We start from the raw sequence: 14,937 nt of genomic DNA, 5'->3' as shown, positions 1-14,937 counted from the left end.
CATCAGAAAAACTCCCATCATTGTAGCAGTAGAAGTTTTTGTTTTATCTACTGTCTACTATGATGGGAGCATATCAGAGTGAAACGGCTATATGATTATTGTGATTCTGTTAAGACACTCCGCATTCTTCCGGTGTTTCCAGCGTAATTCTACCCATTTTGCCGGCACGGAGCTCACGTAGGATAATACCTGATGCTTTCTCCAGATCCACGCGTCCTCCGCTGACAAGACATCCGCGCTTACGCCCGATCTCTTCCATCACGGCGACTACTTCATTCGGATCCTCGCTGTCCACTTGCGGAAGCTCTTCAAGCTCGAAGCGTTCCTTCATTCGCTCGCTATAGTGCTTCGTCATATACTTAATCGCATAAAATGCGATGTCTTCGACGTTCAACAATTGATCCTTAATCGCGCCGGTTGTCGCGAGTCGGTATCCTACCATTTGATCCTCAAATTTAGGCCACAAGATTCCAGGTGTGTCCAGAAGCTCCATCTCCTGTCCAACACGGATCCATTGCTGGCCTTTGGTAACGCCTGGCTTATCGCCGGTTGCAGCAACTTGACGACCTGCAAGCTTATTGATTAACGTTGATTTTCCGACATTCGGAATGCCAACGATCAATGCTCGAATAGCTCGTGGCTTCATACCTTTTGCGATCTGGCGAGCGATCTTCTCCTCTAGCAGCTTGCGAGCTTCTCCTGGAATCTGCTGTACATTCGTGCCTGTAGAGGCATCAACAGGCAGTACAGCATGTCCTTCTGCGCGGAATATTTGCATCCAGCGATTCGTCATCTCTGGGTCTGCTAGATCTGCTTTATTCATAATGATCAATCTCGGCTTATCCCCTAATATCTCAGAGATCATAGGGTTCCGGCTTGACATCGGCAGTCGAGCATCCAAGAGCTCGATCGCTACATCGATAAGCTTCAACTTTTCCTGGATCTGTCTGCGTGCCCTTGTCATGTGTCCCGGGAACCATTGAATCGACATCGCGATCCACCTCCTTCTATGCTGTGCGACGCTTCTTTATCTATTCATGATTAACGAATTGTATATTTTGAAGCGGCCAGAAGATTACATCCGCTCGACCAATCACGTCTTCAAGAGGAATAAATCCGAGCAGTCGGCTGTCCGTACTGTTGTTACGATGATCGCCCATCACGAAAATGTGACCTTCTGGTACTTTGTTTTCTGTAATTATTTCGTTTGGAAAATCACGACCATCCTGGTCGTTGTACAAGGTTCCGTTCTTATGAGCCTCATCTATCGCTTCTTGTATGTAGGGCTCCTCCACCTTGCTTCCATTAACGTAAAGGTCATCACCTTTGTACTCAACGGTATCGCCAGGCACCGCAATTACCCGCTTAATTAGATCGCGGTCTTGCTCCGGAACGTGGAATACAACTACCTCACCGGGCTCGGGATCACGGAAATCATATATGATTTTGTTGACGATCAGACGTTCATCCGTCCAAAAATTAGGCTCCATTGATGGGCCGTCTACGATAAATGGTGCAAATAGCAGCCAGCGCACGAGGACGACCAGTACAACTGCAACTGCAATAGCTTTGACCCATTCGAGTAACTCATTTGTTTTACGCGGTACAGTACCGGTTGGTTCAGCTGCACTCGGTTGTTTTACTTGATTCTCTTGCTCCATCATACCGTGCCCCGCCTTCTTCATAGGATGCGAATCGGATATCGATTTCATGCTATTAGCGTAACGCATTTTCGGCTATATAGCAAAAAGAGAGCTTGCGCGATATGCAAGCCCCCTCGATGTTCCGTTAGCGGATTTCTTTGATTCTCGCTGCTTTACCGCGTAGGTTGCGAAGATAATAAAGCTTCGCACGACGCACTTTACCACGGCGAGCCACTTCGATTTTCTCGATTTTCGGCGAGTGAATTGGGAATGTACGCTCAACACCTACACCGTAGGAAATTTTGCGAACAGTAAACGTTTCACTGATACCGCCGCCACGACGCTTAATAACAACACCTTCAAACAACTGAACGCGCTCGCGTGTACCCTCGATAACTTTTACGTGTACTTTCAAAGTATCACCAGGACGGAAGCTCGGCAGATCCTTGCGGAGTTGCTCTTGCGTGATCGCTTGTACGATATTCATCTATGACTCCTCCTTCCTCACAGACGTTCTTACATCTCAGAGCAGCATCTTGGCTTGCTCGTCACAGTATGTAGAGGACCGCCGTATTCAACACAACAGAAGTTATTCTATCATATAATAAACCAGAACACAACTCGTATTTAATAATGAAACCCGATTCCTTTTCAACACTTCGTATCTATCTTTAACCCAAACTACAAAAATACATATTCTTCATTATTTTTCGCATATCTAGTTGACTGTGAATGATTTACATTGAAAGTGTAACCATATCCGCTGAAGAGGTGAAAGCAGTTGAGTAAAATAACGATTTTAGGAGCAGGCAGCACCGTATTCGCTAGGAACATTCTAGGTGACTGCATGTTAACCCCATCCTTGCAAGGATTCGAGCTTGCTTTGTATGATATCGACCCTGTCCGTCTTAAGGATTCTGAAACCATTATTAGTAACATTTGCAAAACCGTTGGCAGCACATGCAAAGTAAAGAGCTATACAGATCGAAAAGAAGCGCTGCGAGGCGCAAAATATGTTGTCAACTCCATTCAGGTTGGTGGATATGATCCATGCACAATTACCGATTTTGAGATTCCGAAGAAATACGGACTTCGTCAGACCATCGCCGACACAGTCGGCATCGGAGGCATTTTCCGCAACTTGCGGACGATACCAGCTATGCTGGATTTTGCGAAAGACATTCGAGAGGTATGTCCGAACGCGCTGTTCCTGAATTACACGAATCCGATGGCTGTGCTCACCAATGTGATGAATACATATGGAGGAGTCGAGACAGTAGGTCTTTGCCATAGTGTTCAAGCCTGTGTCCCTAATTTATTCTATCATTTAGGAATGGATTCAACAGGTGTGAAAGCTAAGATTGCTGGAATTAATCATATGGCGTGGCTGTTGGAAGTCACAAAAGACGGTGTGGATCTCTATCCTGAGATCAAGCGTCGTGCCCTTGAGAAGCAGCAAACTAAACATCATGACATGGTTCGTTATGAGCTGATGTTCAAGTTCGGCTACTATGTAACGGAATCATCTGAACATAATGCTGAATACCACCCTTACTTCATTAAACAGCGATATCCTGAGCTGATCGATCAGCTTAACATTCCATTGGATGAATATCCTAGACGATGCATCTATCAGATTCAACATTGGAAAGAACTGCGTGAATCACTCGTCAACGATGTGGAACTGTCTCACGAGCGCTCAGGCGAGTACGCTTCGCGCATCTTCCATGCGATCGAAACAGACGAACCGTACCAGTTCGGCGGCAATGTGATGAATACTGGCTTGATTACGAACTTGCCACAAGAGGCATGCGTAGAGGTATCCTGCTTTGCTAATCGGAGCGGCGTCCACGCTACCCATGTTGGAAATCTCCCGCCTCAATTGGCGGCGCTTAACCGCACCAACATCAATACACAACTGCTGACGATTGAAGCTGCGATGACGCAAAAGCGTGAACATATTTATCATGCCGCAATGCTTGATCCACATACATCGGCAGAGCTTAGCTTGGACGATATCGTAAGCCTGTGTGACGATCTTATCGAAGCACATGGTGATTGGCTTCCTAAGTTTAGCTGATGAATTGAATCTACTCATTCCTTGCCCTCAGCGAACATTTCGTTGAGGGCTTTTACTATGAAGGTAAGCTCCAACTTCATGAGATTTATGTATAGCAGCTGAGATTCAACCATATGCTCATTACTATCACAGCAAACTATTCTATTTCATCTGAGGAGGTATCTATGTTGATCAAGTCCAAACAAGAACGCATGCAATGGTTTACAGAGGATCGCTTCGGCATGTTTATCCATTGGGGGCTATATGCTATCCCTGCACGCGGCGAATGGGTTCGCAGCACAGAGAGATTGACTGTAGAAGATTACGAGCCTTATTTCAATTCCTTCAACCCTGATCGCTACAACCCAAGAGCATGGGCCAAAGCCGCTAAAGCAGCAGGCATGAAGTATGCGGTTATGACAACCAAGCACCACGATGGCTTCTGTTTATTTGACAGTGCTCTAACTGATTACAAGGCAACAAACACCCCGGCAGGTCGTGATCTTATTCGTGAATATGTAGACGCCTTCCGTGGGGAAGGTCTAAAGGTTGGTTTCTATTACTCTATTATCGATTGGCATCATCCTGACTATCCAGCATACGGCGATCGACAGCATCCTATGCGTTCCAATGAAGCGTTCAAAAATAAAGAGATGGACTTCAATCGCTACCTGGAATATATGCACGGACAAGTAAAGGAGCTGCTTACGAACTACGGTACAATTGACATCTTGTGGTTCGACTTCTCTTACAACGACATGACGGGTGAAAAATGGAAGGCTACACAGCTTATTCAAATGATTCGAGATCTGCAGCCAAACATCATCATCGACAACCGTCTAGGCGGCAACATATATGCCGCTGAGCCTGAGATTTACGCAGGAGACTTCGCCTCACCTGAACAAATTCTTCCTCCAAAAGGCATAGTGAACGAAGCAGGCGAACCGATTCCTTGGGAAGCATGTATAACATTAAATCAACATTGGGGATACCATGCCTACGATCAACAATATAAGAACTCGAAAACAGTCATTCGTGGACTTGTAGAATGTGTAAGTAAAAATGGTAACCTGCTGCTAAATGTAGGTCCAGATGCTAAGGGTGAAATTCCGCTTCGATCGCTCGAGATCCTTGACGAAGTCGGCAAGTGGATGCGCCGCAATAACGATAGTATATATGGCTGTGGCGCTGCGGATTTACCGAAGCCGGAATGGGGCCGTTATACACAGAACGGTAACAAGCTGTATGCACATATCTTAGATCGCGGCATTGGACCTATTGCCTTAGAAGCATTAGATGGACGAGTACGGAATGCGCGCTTATTAGCAGACGGTTCCGAAGTAAACATCCAGACCCCTTGGAATGGCGAGGCCTTCAAGGGCTACTTGTTCATCAATATCCCATCACCTCAGCTTCCGTGCGATATTGATACAGTTGTTGAATTCGATCGTATACAGGATTAGAGATTAGAGATTAAGAGGTTAGCCCCTTACACATATTCTAAGCGTTTGGTGCTAGCCTCTCACCCCAGTCTCAGATTTCGATTTCATTTTATCCTCGATACCACCCATTACTTATTCAAGACTCAACCTAACCATACTCCTTCTATAAATGTCCTGCCATCCTCCACTTAACTCAGGCAAAATTCACTTTCCTATATCTTCACCAAGTTCGCGACAATCACCTATCATATACCTTTTACATCACATTTCACCATTATCCCAACCACTCAGGTTGCTATCACTTCCCAGATTTTTTATCTAGCTCATGACATTCACCAGTCCTATGCCTTTACATCACATTTAACCATTCTCCCCACTGCTCAGGTTATTGCATCTCATGTGTTGCTTATTGTCCTACATAGTAATAAACAATTGATAAATTAACATAAAATAGTTGAAATTAGAACATATGTTTGTTATAATTACACCATAAACAAGAACATACATTCGCTATTTTGTATCAAAGGGGATAGTTGTTTATGGAATTTCGAAATGATTGGAGTTCACTCGAGGAATTATCTCAATATTTTGCAGACGAACAAGTTTGTATTAATTATTTGTATAATATGAAATGGCCGCACGGTTTTAAGTGTCCCCGCTGCCATAATTCTCACCATTATGTAATCCGTACTCGTCGGCTTCCACTATATGAATGCGGTTCCTGTCATCACCAAACCTCTCTTACAACAGACACAATCATGGAAAATAGCCGCACTTCATTATACAAATGGATTTTGGCAATATGGTTAATCACTCGACACGATCTGTCCATTAACGCAGTCCAACTCAGCTCCATTATTCAAGTTACTTACAAGACCGCTTGGTCTATTCTTCACAAGATCCGATCTGTCATTAGTGCAGTCGATCTGGATTCTCCTTTGGAAGGTAACGTACAGGGTATTGTTGAATACCATTGCAAGCCTACTTTCCGTTCAACGTTGGAGCTTCTTCCTTATGAACATCCACTAATCGTGGCTGCATCCATTACAATGGATGAACAAATCGTCGCCCTTTAGATGAAACGTGTTAATCGACAGCATCTTCGCGATCGAACATTGCGCCCTATAGCTAGCAACCAGTTCATTGATCTTCACACCAGCTCAGATCCTTCTTACATTGAGATAATCCCACACCCATACCGAACACTGCGATTTCGACACCTGAAAGATGTATTTCAACAAGCCCGCAGATGGATGATTAATACATTTCATGGGATAGGACAGAAATACTTACAGCGCTACTTGGATGAGTTCTGTTTTCGCTACAATGCACGCAATTATCCTGTTTCCACCTATGAACGCTTAGTGAGCATGTGTATGTTTGCGAATTACACTTCACATGTTAGAAACCACCCACAATTCTATTCGAATCCAGCTGCATAATTTCATGTTCATATGTAAGGTCATGAGGTATCGTCCTTAACTTGCATAGTAGATGCATTAAGTTCGCTTATCTTGGATGGCTGCGTTTCTTGAAATGCCATTCACGGTTCTGTGCATGATCATTACTTTATATTCTTTAATACAATCAGTTTTGATTGTTAGTTCATCGGAAACAACCCATTTCCAGTACCTGAGCTACGGGGATAATGGTCAAATACTCTTTCTAACATATACTTCTCATTCGCAAAAATCTTATATTATTCATCCTGTCCCATACCGAACAACCACCCAATCCCCCTCTGAGCAGTACTACATCCAGCTTGTCCTTTCCTGAGTCATTGGGATAATGGCCGAACGCTCTCGCGGACCCACATGTCGTATACGTCATGCGTATCTGCAGCAAGCAGAAACAATAAAAAAAGGGAGTGCCCCTTCGTCATATAACAATAACTATGACTTATAAGACCATCCCTTTATTCATACAGCGCATCCTTCAGCTTACTCGACATAGAAGACTTACGCGAATATTTAACTACTGATTGCCGCAGTCGATTATTTTCCAGACTCAGTCGCTCTACTTCCTCGAGGAGCTCAGTAAGCAGCGCTCCAGTTGCGGCATTCGAAGATTGAAGCGCTTGCTCCACTTGAGCTCGGTATGACATCTGCTCTTGCATGGTTTTCCCCTCCATTGCTTGCAGCGAAATAAGCAATCACTCTCGTGTCAGCTTGCAGCCGCAAGTGACACGTTCGTCTACTGCTGCTCCTGCTCAAGTTCCTTGCGCAATCGATCCAGCATCTTAAGATCTTCCTTCGTAAGCTCTATCTTCTCCAGCAGATCTGGTCGACGCGTGAACGTACGGCGTAAGGATTGTTCACGCCGCCAGCGATCAACATTAGCATGGTGCCCAGATATAAGCACATCCGGAACACTCCATCCGCGAAATTCTGCTGGACGAGTATAATGCGGATACTCCAGCAGCCCCGTACTGAATGAATCTGTAACAGCGGAAGATTCATTGCCCAGCACACCAGGCAGCAGCCGTACGACCGCATCAGCAATAACCAGTGCAGGAAGCTCGCCGCCCGTCAGGACATAATCGCCTATGGATAGCTCGTCTGTTACAAGATGCTCACGAATGCGTTCATCGTAGCCTTCATAATGTCCGCATACAAAGATTAGATGCTCTTCCCCTGCGAGCTCCTCTGCCTTCGACTGCGTGAAAGTCTCACCTTGCGGACACATTAAAATTACTCGCGGTGAACGGGCAGATTCTGACTTCGCATGCAGATGCTCAACTGCCGTGAAGATCGGCTCTGGCTTAAGTACCATACCTCCACCACCGCCATACGGATAGTCATCAACCGTATTGTGCTTGTTAGTAGAGAACTGGCGGAAATTCGTTGCTTCAAGATCCACCAAACCTTTTTCCCTTGCGCGTCCCATTATGCTCGTATTGAATACACCTTCACACATCTCAGGGAACAGCGTAAGCACATCAATCCGCATTAGATCAGACCCTCCATCAGATGAACCGTTACCAGCTTGCTTGCTACGTCCACTTTCAAGATAACTTCATCTATGACCGGCAGCAAGACATCTTGTCCTTTAGGACGTTTCACGACCCATACATGGTTAGCTCCAGGCGCTAAAATTTCTTTGATAACGCCAAGCTCTTCTCCATCATCTGTCACTACTTGGCATCCAATGATGTCACTGTAGTAATACTCATCCTCTTCCAACTGATCACGGTCATTTTCTGAAACTTTAAGGAACCAGCCTTTATATTTCTCAACATCATTAATGTTGTCCAAACCAACAAACTTCACCATGTATACATTCTTATGTAATCGAGAACGTTCCACTGTTACTGAGATGGTCTGTCCGTTGTTCGGATGCTGCATAAATAGGCTGCACTTCGGCGAAAATCTCTCTTCAGGAAAATCAGTGTGCGAAACAACCTTGAGCTCACCGCGAATACCATGCGTGTTGGCTACCATGCCAACGGTATATAACTTCTCCGTCATAACTGCCTCCAATTTGTTCATGATCACAAGCATTAGTATATGAAAAAGGGCTAGGATATGATCCTAACCCCAGTTCGACTTATTAAGAAACAATGTCTACGACAATCCGTTTCGGAATCTTGACGGCTGCCGATGTGACAACCGTGCGAAGCGCCTTAGCAATTCTACCTTGCTTTCCAATCACTTTACCGACATCGTCGGGGTGAACGTAGAGCTCATAGACAATAACTTGCTCTTTCTCGACAACTTCTACACGGACCTCTTCCGGATGATCGACCAAAGCCCGTGCAATAACTGACACTAACTCTTCCATCTCCGACCCTCCGAACGAGTGATTTATTTCTGAAGTTTCGATTCATGGAACTTCTTCATAACGCCAGCTTGGCTAAGCAAGTTGCGAACCGTGTCGGAAGCTTGTGCACCTGTTTGAAGCCATTTCAACGCTTTTTCTTCGTCGATATTGACTTGTGCAGGCTGAGCTACCGGATTGTAAAAACCGATTTCCTCGATGAAACGACCGTCACGCGGGGAACGGGAATCACTTACAACTACACGATAGAAAGGCGCTTTATGAGCACCCATACGTTTCAGACGGATACGTACTGCCACGACATTCACCTCCTTAACGAAATATCATAATGGTAAAGCATTAACGAAACGGGAAACGCATTCCCTTCGCTTTGCTCTTCATATTCTTCATCATTTTAGGTCCTTTTGGACCCATCATGTCAGAAAATTGCTTCATGACGCGGCGCATCTCGTCAAATTGCTTAATCAATCGGTTGACGTCAGCCAGCTGAGTACCGCTGCCTGCCGCAATCCGCTTGCGCCGATTATGATTAATCAGATCGGGATCTTGACGCTCTTCGTTCGTCATGGAACGGACAATTGCTTCAATCCGACCCATCTGACGCTCGTCGACCTTCAAGTTCTGCGTCTGCTTCACCTTACTCATACCTGGGATCATATCTAGGATCTGATCGATTGGTCCCATCTGCTTGACTTGCTGCATCTGCTCTAGGAAATCATCAAATGTGAAGGATGCGTTGCGCATCTTCATTTCCATTTCCTTAGCCTTCTCCGCATCGATGTTGGACTGTGCTTTCTCTATTAGCGAGAGCATGTCCCCCATCCCGAGAATTCGTGAAGCCATCCGTTCTGGATGGAACGCCTCAAGAGCATCAATCTTCTCGCCGAGTGCGGCGAACTTGATCGGGCAGCCAGTGACAGCTTTGACGGACAATGCGGCACCGCCGCGTGTATCGCCGTCTAGCTTCGTCAATACTACACCAGTCAATGTAAGCTGCTGGTTAAAGCTATCTGCTACGTTTACTGCATCTTGACCTGTCATAGCATCAACGACGAGAAGCACTTCATTTGGCTTAACTGTAGCATGGATCTGCTTCAGTTCCTCCATCAGCGTCTCATCAATATGAAGACGGCCGGCAGTATCGATAATCACATAATCGAGATGCTGTTCTCGCGCATGCTCAACTGCTTGTTGCGCTATATCAACTGGATTCGCCTGATCACCGAGGGTGAAAACCGGAACATTGATCTGGGTTCCCAGAACTTGCAACTGCTTGATCGCAGCTGGACGATAGATGTCCGCGGCAACGAGCAATGGTTTATGGTTCTGCTTCTGCAGAAGCTTCGCAAGCTTAGCTGAAGTAGTTGTCTTACCTGCACCTTGGAGACCTGCCATCATGATTACGGTAGGCGGCTTGTTCGCTTTCTCAAGCTTAGCTGCCGTTCCACCCATCAATTCTGTCAGTTCCTTGTTGACGATATCGATAATGACCATGCCTGGTGTGAAGCTCTTCATCACTTCCTGGCCGATAGCCTTCTCTTTTACTTTGGCGATAAAGTCTTTGACGACTTTAAAGTTAACATCAGCTTCGAGCAGTGCGAGGCGCACCTCGCGCATTGCTTCATTTATATCTTCATCCGACACCTTGCCCTTACCGCGCAATTTGCCGAATACATTCTGTAATCTATTCGTTAATCCTTCAAATGCCATAGTATCATCTCACCCCGTTCCCTTAATCTAACGCCTGCAATTCACGGACAATCTTCTGCAGTTCCGCTCGCTGCGGGTCGGGTATGCTCGTATTCGCGAAAACCTGCTGCAGTTGCTCTAGCAGCTTCGTCCTTGCTTCAAACTTAACGAGCAGCTCGAGTTTATTCTCATAAGACTCCAATGTTTGCTCCGCCCGCTTAATATGCTCATATACCGCTTGTCGGCTGATTCCGAACTCTGCGGCAATCTCTCCTAAGGAGAAATCATCGTGAAAATAACATTTCAGAAATGTCTGCTGTTTTTCCGTGAGCAACGGTTCATAGAAATCAAAAAGCAAATTGATTCGGTTGGTCTTCGCTAACACTTGATCATCGTTCATCAGGGCCACTCCTTTCGTCAAGGAAAAACACTTTACAGCCCATCAACGTACCTTATCATATCGAAATCAGCTCCCAATGTCAAGCGTTTTACCTTAACAAGTTCTTAAATCTATTTTACTCTCTTCCGTTATGTAATATTTATCAATTCAGTTATAACTACTGAGGGGCTACCCCATGAATGGTGATAGCCCCTCTTCTAATTCTACCTAGTTAGACTAACTATCCTAATTTGTCATGATCAAATACACACAGCCATAGTGCAGCGCGGCACCTGCCAACACGAATAGATGCCATATAGCGTGATGATAGGGCAATCGTTCCCAAACAAAAAAGACAATCCCTGCCGTATAGCATACCCCACCTGCCAGCAGCATATATAAACCCGTAGCCCCTAATGAGGAAGACAAATCATTCCAGAGAACGGCTACAAACCAACCCATCACCAAGTAGCCGAAGGTAGATAGCCACATATACCGCCCTGTGTAAAATTTTTTATAAATTATCCCTGCCGCTGCGAATCCCCAGATCAACCCAAGAAAGTACAAACCGTGCCGTTCACCAACTGCAATCAACAGAAATGGCGTATAGGAGCCTGCGATAAAAATATATATAGACATGTGATCATAAATAACAAACTTGATCTTTCGATTACCTTCAGGGAGGCTGTGCATTATTGTAGAGACGGAAAACATCATAATTAGCGTTAAGCCGTAAATTACCGCACCTGCTAGATACCAAGCCTCACCTTGCTTCCAGGCCGCATGAATCAACGCGGCAAATCCAGCCAGACTAAGCAGCACCCCAAAGCCATGTGTAATGACATTCATCTGTTCTTCATTGCGAGCGAGCTGTTCTTTAACCGTCAATGTGTCTCCCCCCTTGCTGTGATGACTCCATCCATGGGCTCATGCCTATATAACGGACTACATCATATGCAATCGAAAGCAAGGGGGTGAATAAGATTATTCTATTGAAGTGCTTATGACTGCAATACCTTCTCCGCAAAATAATCCACAACGTGCATGACGCGCAGCCGATCATGCGCGTTCTCCCGCTCCACTCCAGCCTTCATCTGCAGCAGGCATCCTGGATTGCTCGTTAGGATTATAGCCGCTCCCGTCTCATTCACAGCTTCCATCTTACGATCCAATATCGAATTTGCCATCTGCGGCTGCTGCAAGTTATAGGATCCCGCTGAACCGCAGCATACTTCCGCACCCTCCAACTCAACATAATGAATCTTAGGCAGCAAGCGCAGCAGTTGGCGCGGACCTGCCCCAGCCTTCATCACATTGCGAAGATGGCAGGAGTCCTGATAGGTTACTGTTTCAGAAGGATGTTCATCTGCAGGCGCGGCCTCGGAAGATACTGCTGCTTCTTGCTTCAGTTCGTTCCAACGATTGGAACGAAGCAATAATTCGCTAATGTCCTTAACCTGTGCGACAAATGTTTGAGCGATCTCAGCCCATTTCGAATCATCTGCTAACAAATGATCGTATTCGATCAGCATCGCTCCGCAACCGCCAGCATTCGAAGCAATATAGTCGACCTTCGCATCACGGAACGCAATCAGATTCTGTATCGCGAATTCTCTGGCGGTCTCTTGATCGCCGCCATGCGAGAATAGCGCACCGCAGCAGGCTTGTGCTTCGGGGATGACAACATCATACCCTGCCTCGGTCAGCAGACGCATCGTATTTACATTTGTCTCCGTAAATACGACATCCATGATGCAGCCTCGGAACAATCCAACCGTGCCGATTCGCTTTCCCTTAGCGGCAAAATGCTGACCTCCCGCTCTCTTCACGACACCGCGACTATCCGCCTGCGGCATAATCCGCTCCATCGTCTGAAGCTGCGGCGGAAGCCAGCGCAGCAGATTGCGCTTGCCCGCAAAGCGCTGCAGTCCTGAGCGCTGATAGCTCTCCAGCAGCTTGCTCATCATGAGCAAACGTTCATGCCGCTTAAAGATCGGCTTCATGATACGATGCACCCGCTTCATCGTTATGACTTTATCGCTGGCTGCTGCTTCATCTTCGAACAGCACTTCCTTTGTCTGTTCCAGCAGCTGTCCATACTTCACATCTGAGGGACAAACAGGCTCGCATGCTCGGCATCCAAGACATAAGTTCATCTGCCGTTTGAACGAGTCGTCCGGCTCCATTATGCCGTCCGCCACAGCCTTCATTAACGCAATGCGCCCCCTTGGTGAAGCCGCCTCTAGTCCCGTCCGCTGATAGGTCGGACAGGAAGGCTGACAGAATCCACAGCGCATGCAATTCATTAGCTCTTCATAATCAAGCGCTTTGACTAGCTTCTGCTGAAGCGTTAATAAGCTCTGAGGATCTGGCTTCGATACTGTCTGCCGTTCATTCATCTTGATATCACCAGCCTTTTGCGGGTGGACTTAGCGAAGATCTTGCTTGGATTCATGATTCCGTTCGGATCAAATGCCTGCTTAATCCCTTTCATCAGATCGATTCCAGACGCTCCAACCTTCCATTCCAGGTACGGTGCCTTGACTGTGCCTACACCGTGCTCCCCTGTTATCGTGCCGCCGAGGCGGATTGCTTCCTCAAATATTGCGGCGAATGCTTCTTCCACACGGTGTATTTCATCCGTGTTACGAGCATCCGTCGGGCATGTCGGATGCAGATTGCCATCGCCAGCATGTCCGAACGTGCATATCTTAACGCCGTGCTCTTCTGCAATCCGATTGATCGCCAGCACCATATCCGCTATTCGAGATCGCGGAACTGTCGCATCCTCCAATATCGTAGTAGGGCTAATTCTCGCGAGCGTTGATAATGCGCTTCTCCGTGCCTTCATCAGCTGTTCTGCTTCAGCTTCATCCTTCGCGGTCTGGATGCGGGATGCTCCTTCTTCAGCGCATATCGCGGCGATTGCTTCCATATCCTTGCGGACACTGTCAAGCTCTTGACCGTCCTGCTCGATCAACAATACAGCCTCCATATCGATAGGGAGTCCGATATGGTTGTATTCTTCTACCACGCGTATCGTCGGCTGATCCATGAATTCTAGCGTTGCTGGAATGATGCGTGCCCCGACGATACGAGATACCGAACGCGCGGCTGCGTATATATCCGAATAGGCGACCAGCATCGTCTGCCTGACTTGCGGCGCGGGCAGTAGCTTCACCGTCGCCTCCGTAATTAACGCAAGCGTTCCTTCCGAGCCGACAAGCAGCTTGGTCAGATCATAGCCCGCGACATCCTTGTACAGCTTGCCGCCAGTACGAATTACTTCGCCGGAAGGCAGCACGGCTTCCAAGCCGAGTACATAATCCTTTGTAGTACCATATTTCAGGCCTCGCAATCCGCCTGCACCTTCCATAATGTTGCCGCCGAGTGTCGAGATGACCATACTGCTCGGATCAGGAGGATAGAATAACCCCCGCTTCTCTACCTCGCGGTGGAACTGCTTCGTATTCAACCCTGGCTGAAAGGTTGCGGTTAAATTGTCCGTATCCAGCTCAAGGAGCTTATTCATACGTGTCATTGCCACCACGATGCCCCCCTCCACAGGCACGGTGCCTCCGCACAGATTACTTGCGGCGCCGCGAGGCACGATCGGAATCCGATGCTCGTTCGCCGCACGCAGAATGTACTGCACTTCGGCTGTCGTTTCCGGATACACAACCGCATCCGGCAAAGATTGAAGCATCGGCGTTGCATCATAGGAATGCGTGATGAGCGCCTCCTTGTCATCTCGATACCGTTCAGGCCCCAACAGCTCCAATAATTGATTTCTTACTTCTTGAACTAACATGTTCCCTTCCCCCCAATTGCTCTTCATCGTGCAAATTGCAGTCTGAATGATTTCGCTAATGATCGATCCGATAATAATTTAGCAGGTCATCTGATGACTTTTACCATATTATACCTTATGATAAAGTTAGGTGTATA

At 46.7% G+C, this 14,937-nt stretch carries 17 protein-coding genes and 1 pseudogene; 5 read left to right on the top strand and 13 right to left on the bottom strand.

Translation table 11 applies throughout. From position 1 onward, the window contains the following. Positions 1 to 109: 109 nt before the first annotated feature. From ylqF to rplS, 3 genes are all read right to left on the bottom strand, one after another. Complete coding sequence (ylqF, locus tag AC3WTP_RS22240) at positions 110 to 991, bottom strand: ribosome biogenesis GTPase YlqF (RefSeq protein WP_492396812.1); 882 nt, start codon at positions 989 to 991, stop codon at positions 110 to 112. Positions 992 to 1,031: 40 nt separating this feature from the next. Then, positions 1,032 to 1,661, bottom strand: a complete 630-nt coding sequence (gene lepB, locus AC3WTP_RS22235; RefSeq protein WP_492396813.1) for a signal peptidase I — start codon at positions 1,659 to 1,661, stop codon at positions 1,032 to 1,034. 127 nt (positions 1,662 to 1,788) lie between these two features. Next, positions 1,789 to 2,130 carry a 50S ribosomal protein L19 gene (rplS, locus tag AC3WTP_RS22230; RefSeq protein WP_492396811.1) on the bottom strand — a complete coding sequence of 114 codons (342 nt, stop codon included), beginning with the start codon at positions 2,128 to 2,130 and terminating at the stop codon, positions 1,789 to 1,791. A gap of 294 nt (positions 2,131 to 2,424) precedes the next feature. Here rplS and AC3WTP_RS22225 point away from each other — a divergent pair, with 294 nt between their 5' ends. The 5 genes and pseudogenes from AC3WTP_RS22225 (at position 2,425) to AC3WTP_RS22205 (ending at position 6,586) form a co-directional block, all read left to right on the top strand. Further along, positions 2,425 to 3,723, top strand: coding sequence for an alpha-glucosidase/alpha-galactosidase (locus AC3WTP_RS22225; protein WP_492396810.1), 1,299 nt, complete (start codon positions 2,425 to 2,427; stop codon positions 3,721 to 3,723). Positions 3,724 to 3,887: 164 nt separating this feature from the next. Next, entirely contained in the window at positions 3,888 to 5,165 is a 1,278-nt protein-coding gene (locus AC3WTP_RS22220) for an alpha-L-fucosidase (RefSeq protein WP_492396809.1), read from the top strand. A gap of 518 nt (positions 5,166 to 5,683) precedes the next feature. Beyond that, a pseudogene (locus AC3WTP_RS22215) lies at positions 5,684 to 5,866 on the top strand (transposase family protein); the annotation flags it as partial. Between the two features lie 36 nt (positions 5,867 to 5,902). Next, the gene (locus tag AC3WTP_RS22210) at positions 5,903 to 6,220 is read left to right on the top strand and encodes a hypothetical protein (protein ID WP_492396814.1); all 318 of its coding nucleotides are present in this window, start codon (positions 5,903 to 5,905) and stop codon (positions 6,218 to 6,220) included. Beyond that, on the top strand, positions 6,221 to 6,586 hold the full coding sequence (locus tag AC3WTP_RS22205; RefSeq protein WP_492396808.1) for a transposase: 366 nt from the start codon (positions 6,221 to 6,223) through the stop codon (positions 6,584 to 6,586). It abuts the gene before it with no gap. 473 nt (positions 6,587 to 7,059) lie between these two features. On the opposite strand, the gene AC3WTP_RS22200 is transcribed toward AC3WTP_RS22205, so the two are convergent. The 10 genes from AC3WTP_RS22200 to AC3WTP_RS22155 form a co-directional block, all read right to left on the bottom strand. Continuing rightward, positions 7,060 to 7,260, bottom strand: coding sequence for a hypothetical protein (locus tag AC3WTP_RS22200; protein ID WP_492396807.1), 201 nt, complete (start codon positions 7,258 to 7,260; stop codon positions 7,060 to 7,062). 77 nt (positions 7,261 to 7,337) lie between these two features. Further along, complete coding sequence (gene trmD / locus AC3WTP_RS22195; RefSeq protein ID WP_492396806.1) at positions 7,338 to 8,093, bottom strand: tRNA (guanosine(37)-N1)-methyltransferase TrmD; 756 nt, start codon at positions 8,091 to 8,093, stop codon at positions 7,338 to 7,340. Next, entirely contained in the window at positions 8,093 to 8,611 is a 519-nt protein-coding gene (rimM, locus tag AC3WTP_RS22190; RefSeq protein WP_492396805.1) for a ribosome maturation factor RimM, read from the bottom strand. Before rimM ends, trmD begins: the two co-directional genes overlap by 1 nt. 82 nt (positions 8,612 to 8,693) lie before the next feature. Further along, positions 8,694 to 8,924 (bottom strand): KH domain-containing protein, encoded by a 231-nt coding sequence (locus AC3WTP_RS22185; RefSeq protein WP_458568286.1) that lies wholly within the window; start codon positions 8,922 to 8,924, stop codon positions 8,694 to 8,696. 23 nt (positions 8,925 to 8,947) lie between these two features. Continuing rightward, positions 8,948 to 9,220 (bottom strand): 30S ribosomal protein S16, encoded by a 273-nt coding sequence (gene rpsP / locus AC3WTP_RS22180; RefSeq protein ID WP_458568287.1) that lies wholly within the window; start codon positions 9,218 to 9,220, stop codon positions 8,948 to 8,950. Between the two features lie 40 nt (positions 9,221 to 9,260). Then, positions 9,261 to 10,631, bottom strand: coding sequence for a signal recognition particle protein (ffh, locus tag AC3WTP_RS22175; RefSeq protein WP_492396804.1), 1,371 nt, complete (start codon positions 10,629 to 10,631; stop codon positions 9,261 to 9,263). A 22-nt stretch (positions 10,632 to 10,653) separates the two neighbouring features. Continuing rightward, positions 10,654 to 11,010, bottom strand: a complete 357-nt coding sequence (locus AC3WTP_RS22170) for a putative DNA-binding protein (RefSeq protein WP_492396803.1) — start codon at positions 11,008 to 11,010, stop codon at positions 10,654 to 10,656. A gap of 225 nt (positions 11,011 to 11,235) precedes the next feature. Then, entirely contained in the window at positions 11,236 to 11,877 is a 642-nt protein-coding gene (gene trhA, locus AC3WTP_RS22165; protein ID WP_492396802.1) for a PAQR family membrane homeostasis protein TrhA, read from the bottom strand. 113 nt (positions 11,878 to 11,990) lie between these two features. Further along, the gene (locus AC3WTP_RS22160; protein WP_492396801.1) at positions 11,991 to 13,388 is read right to left on the bottom strand and encodes a (Fe-S)-binding protein; all 1,398 of its coding nucleotides are present in this window, start codon (positions 13,386 to 13,388) and stop codon (positions 11,991 to 11,993) included. Beyond that, complete coding sequence (locus tag AC3WTP_RS22155; protein ID WP_492396800.1) at positions 13,385 to 14,800, bottom strand: FAD-binding oxidoreductase; 1,416 nt, start codon at positions 14,798 to 14,800, stop codon at positions 13,385 to 13,387. The genes AC3WTP_RS22160 and AC3WTP_RS22155 overlap by 4 nt, the downstream gene beginning before the upstream one ends. Between the last annotated feature and the right edge of the window lie 137 nt (positions 14,801 to 14,937).

This window comes from Paenibacillus sp. EB106-04-04-XG159, from assembly GCF_058791835.1.
Note: the sequence above shows the minus strand (reverse complement) of the source record. Positions and strands in the feature narration are given on the sequence as shown.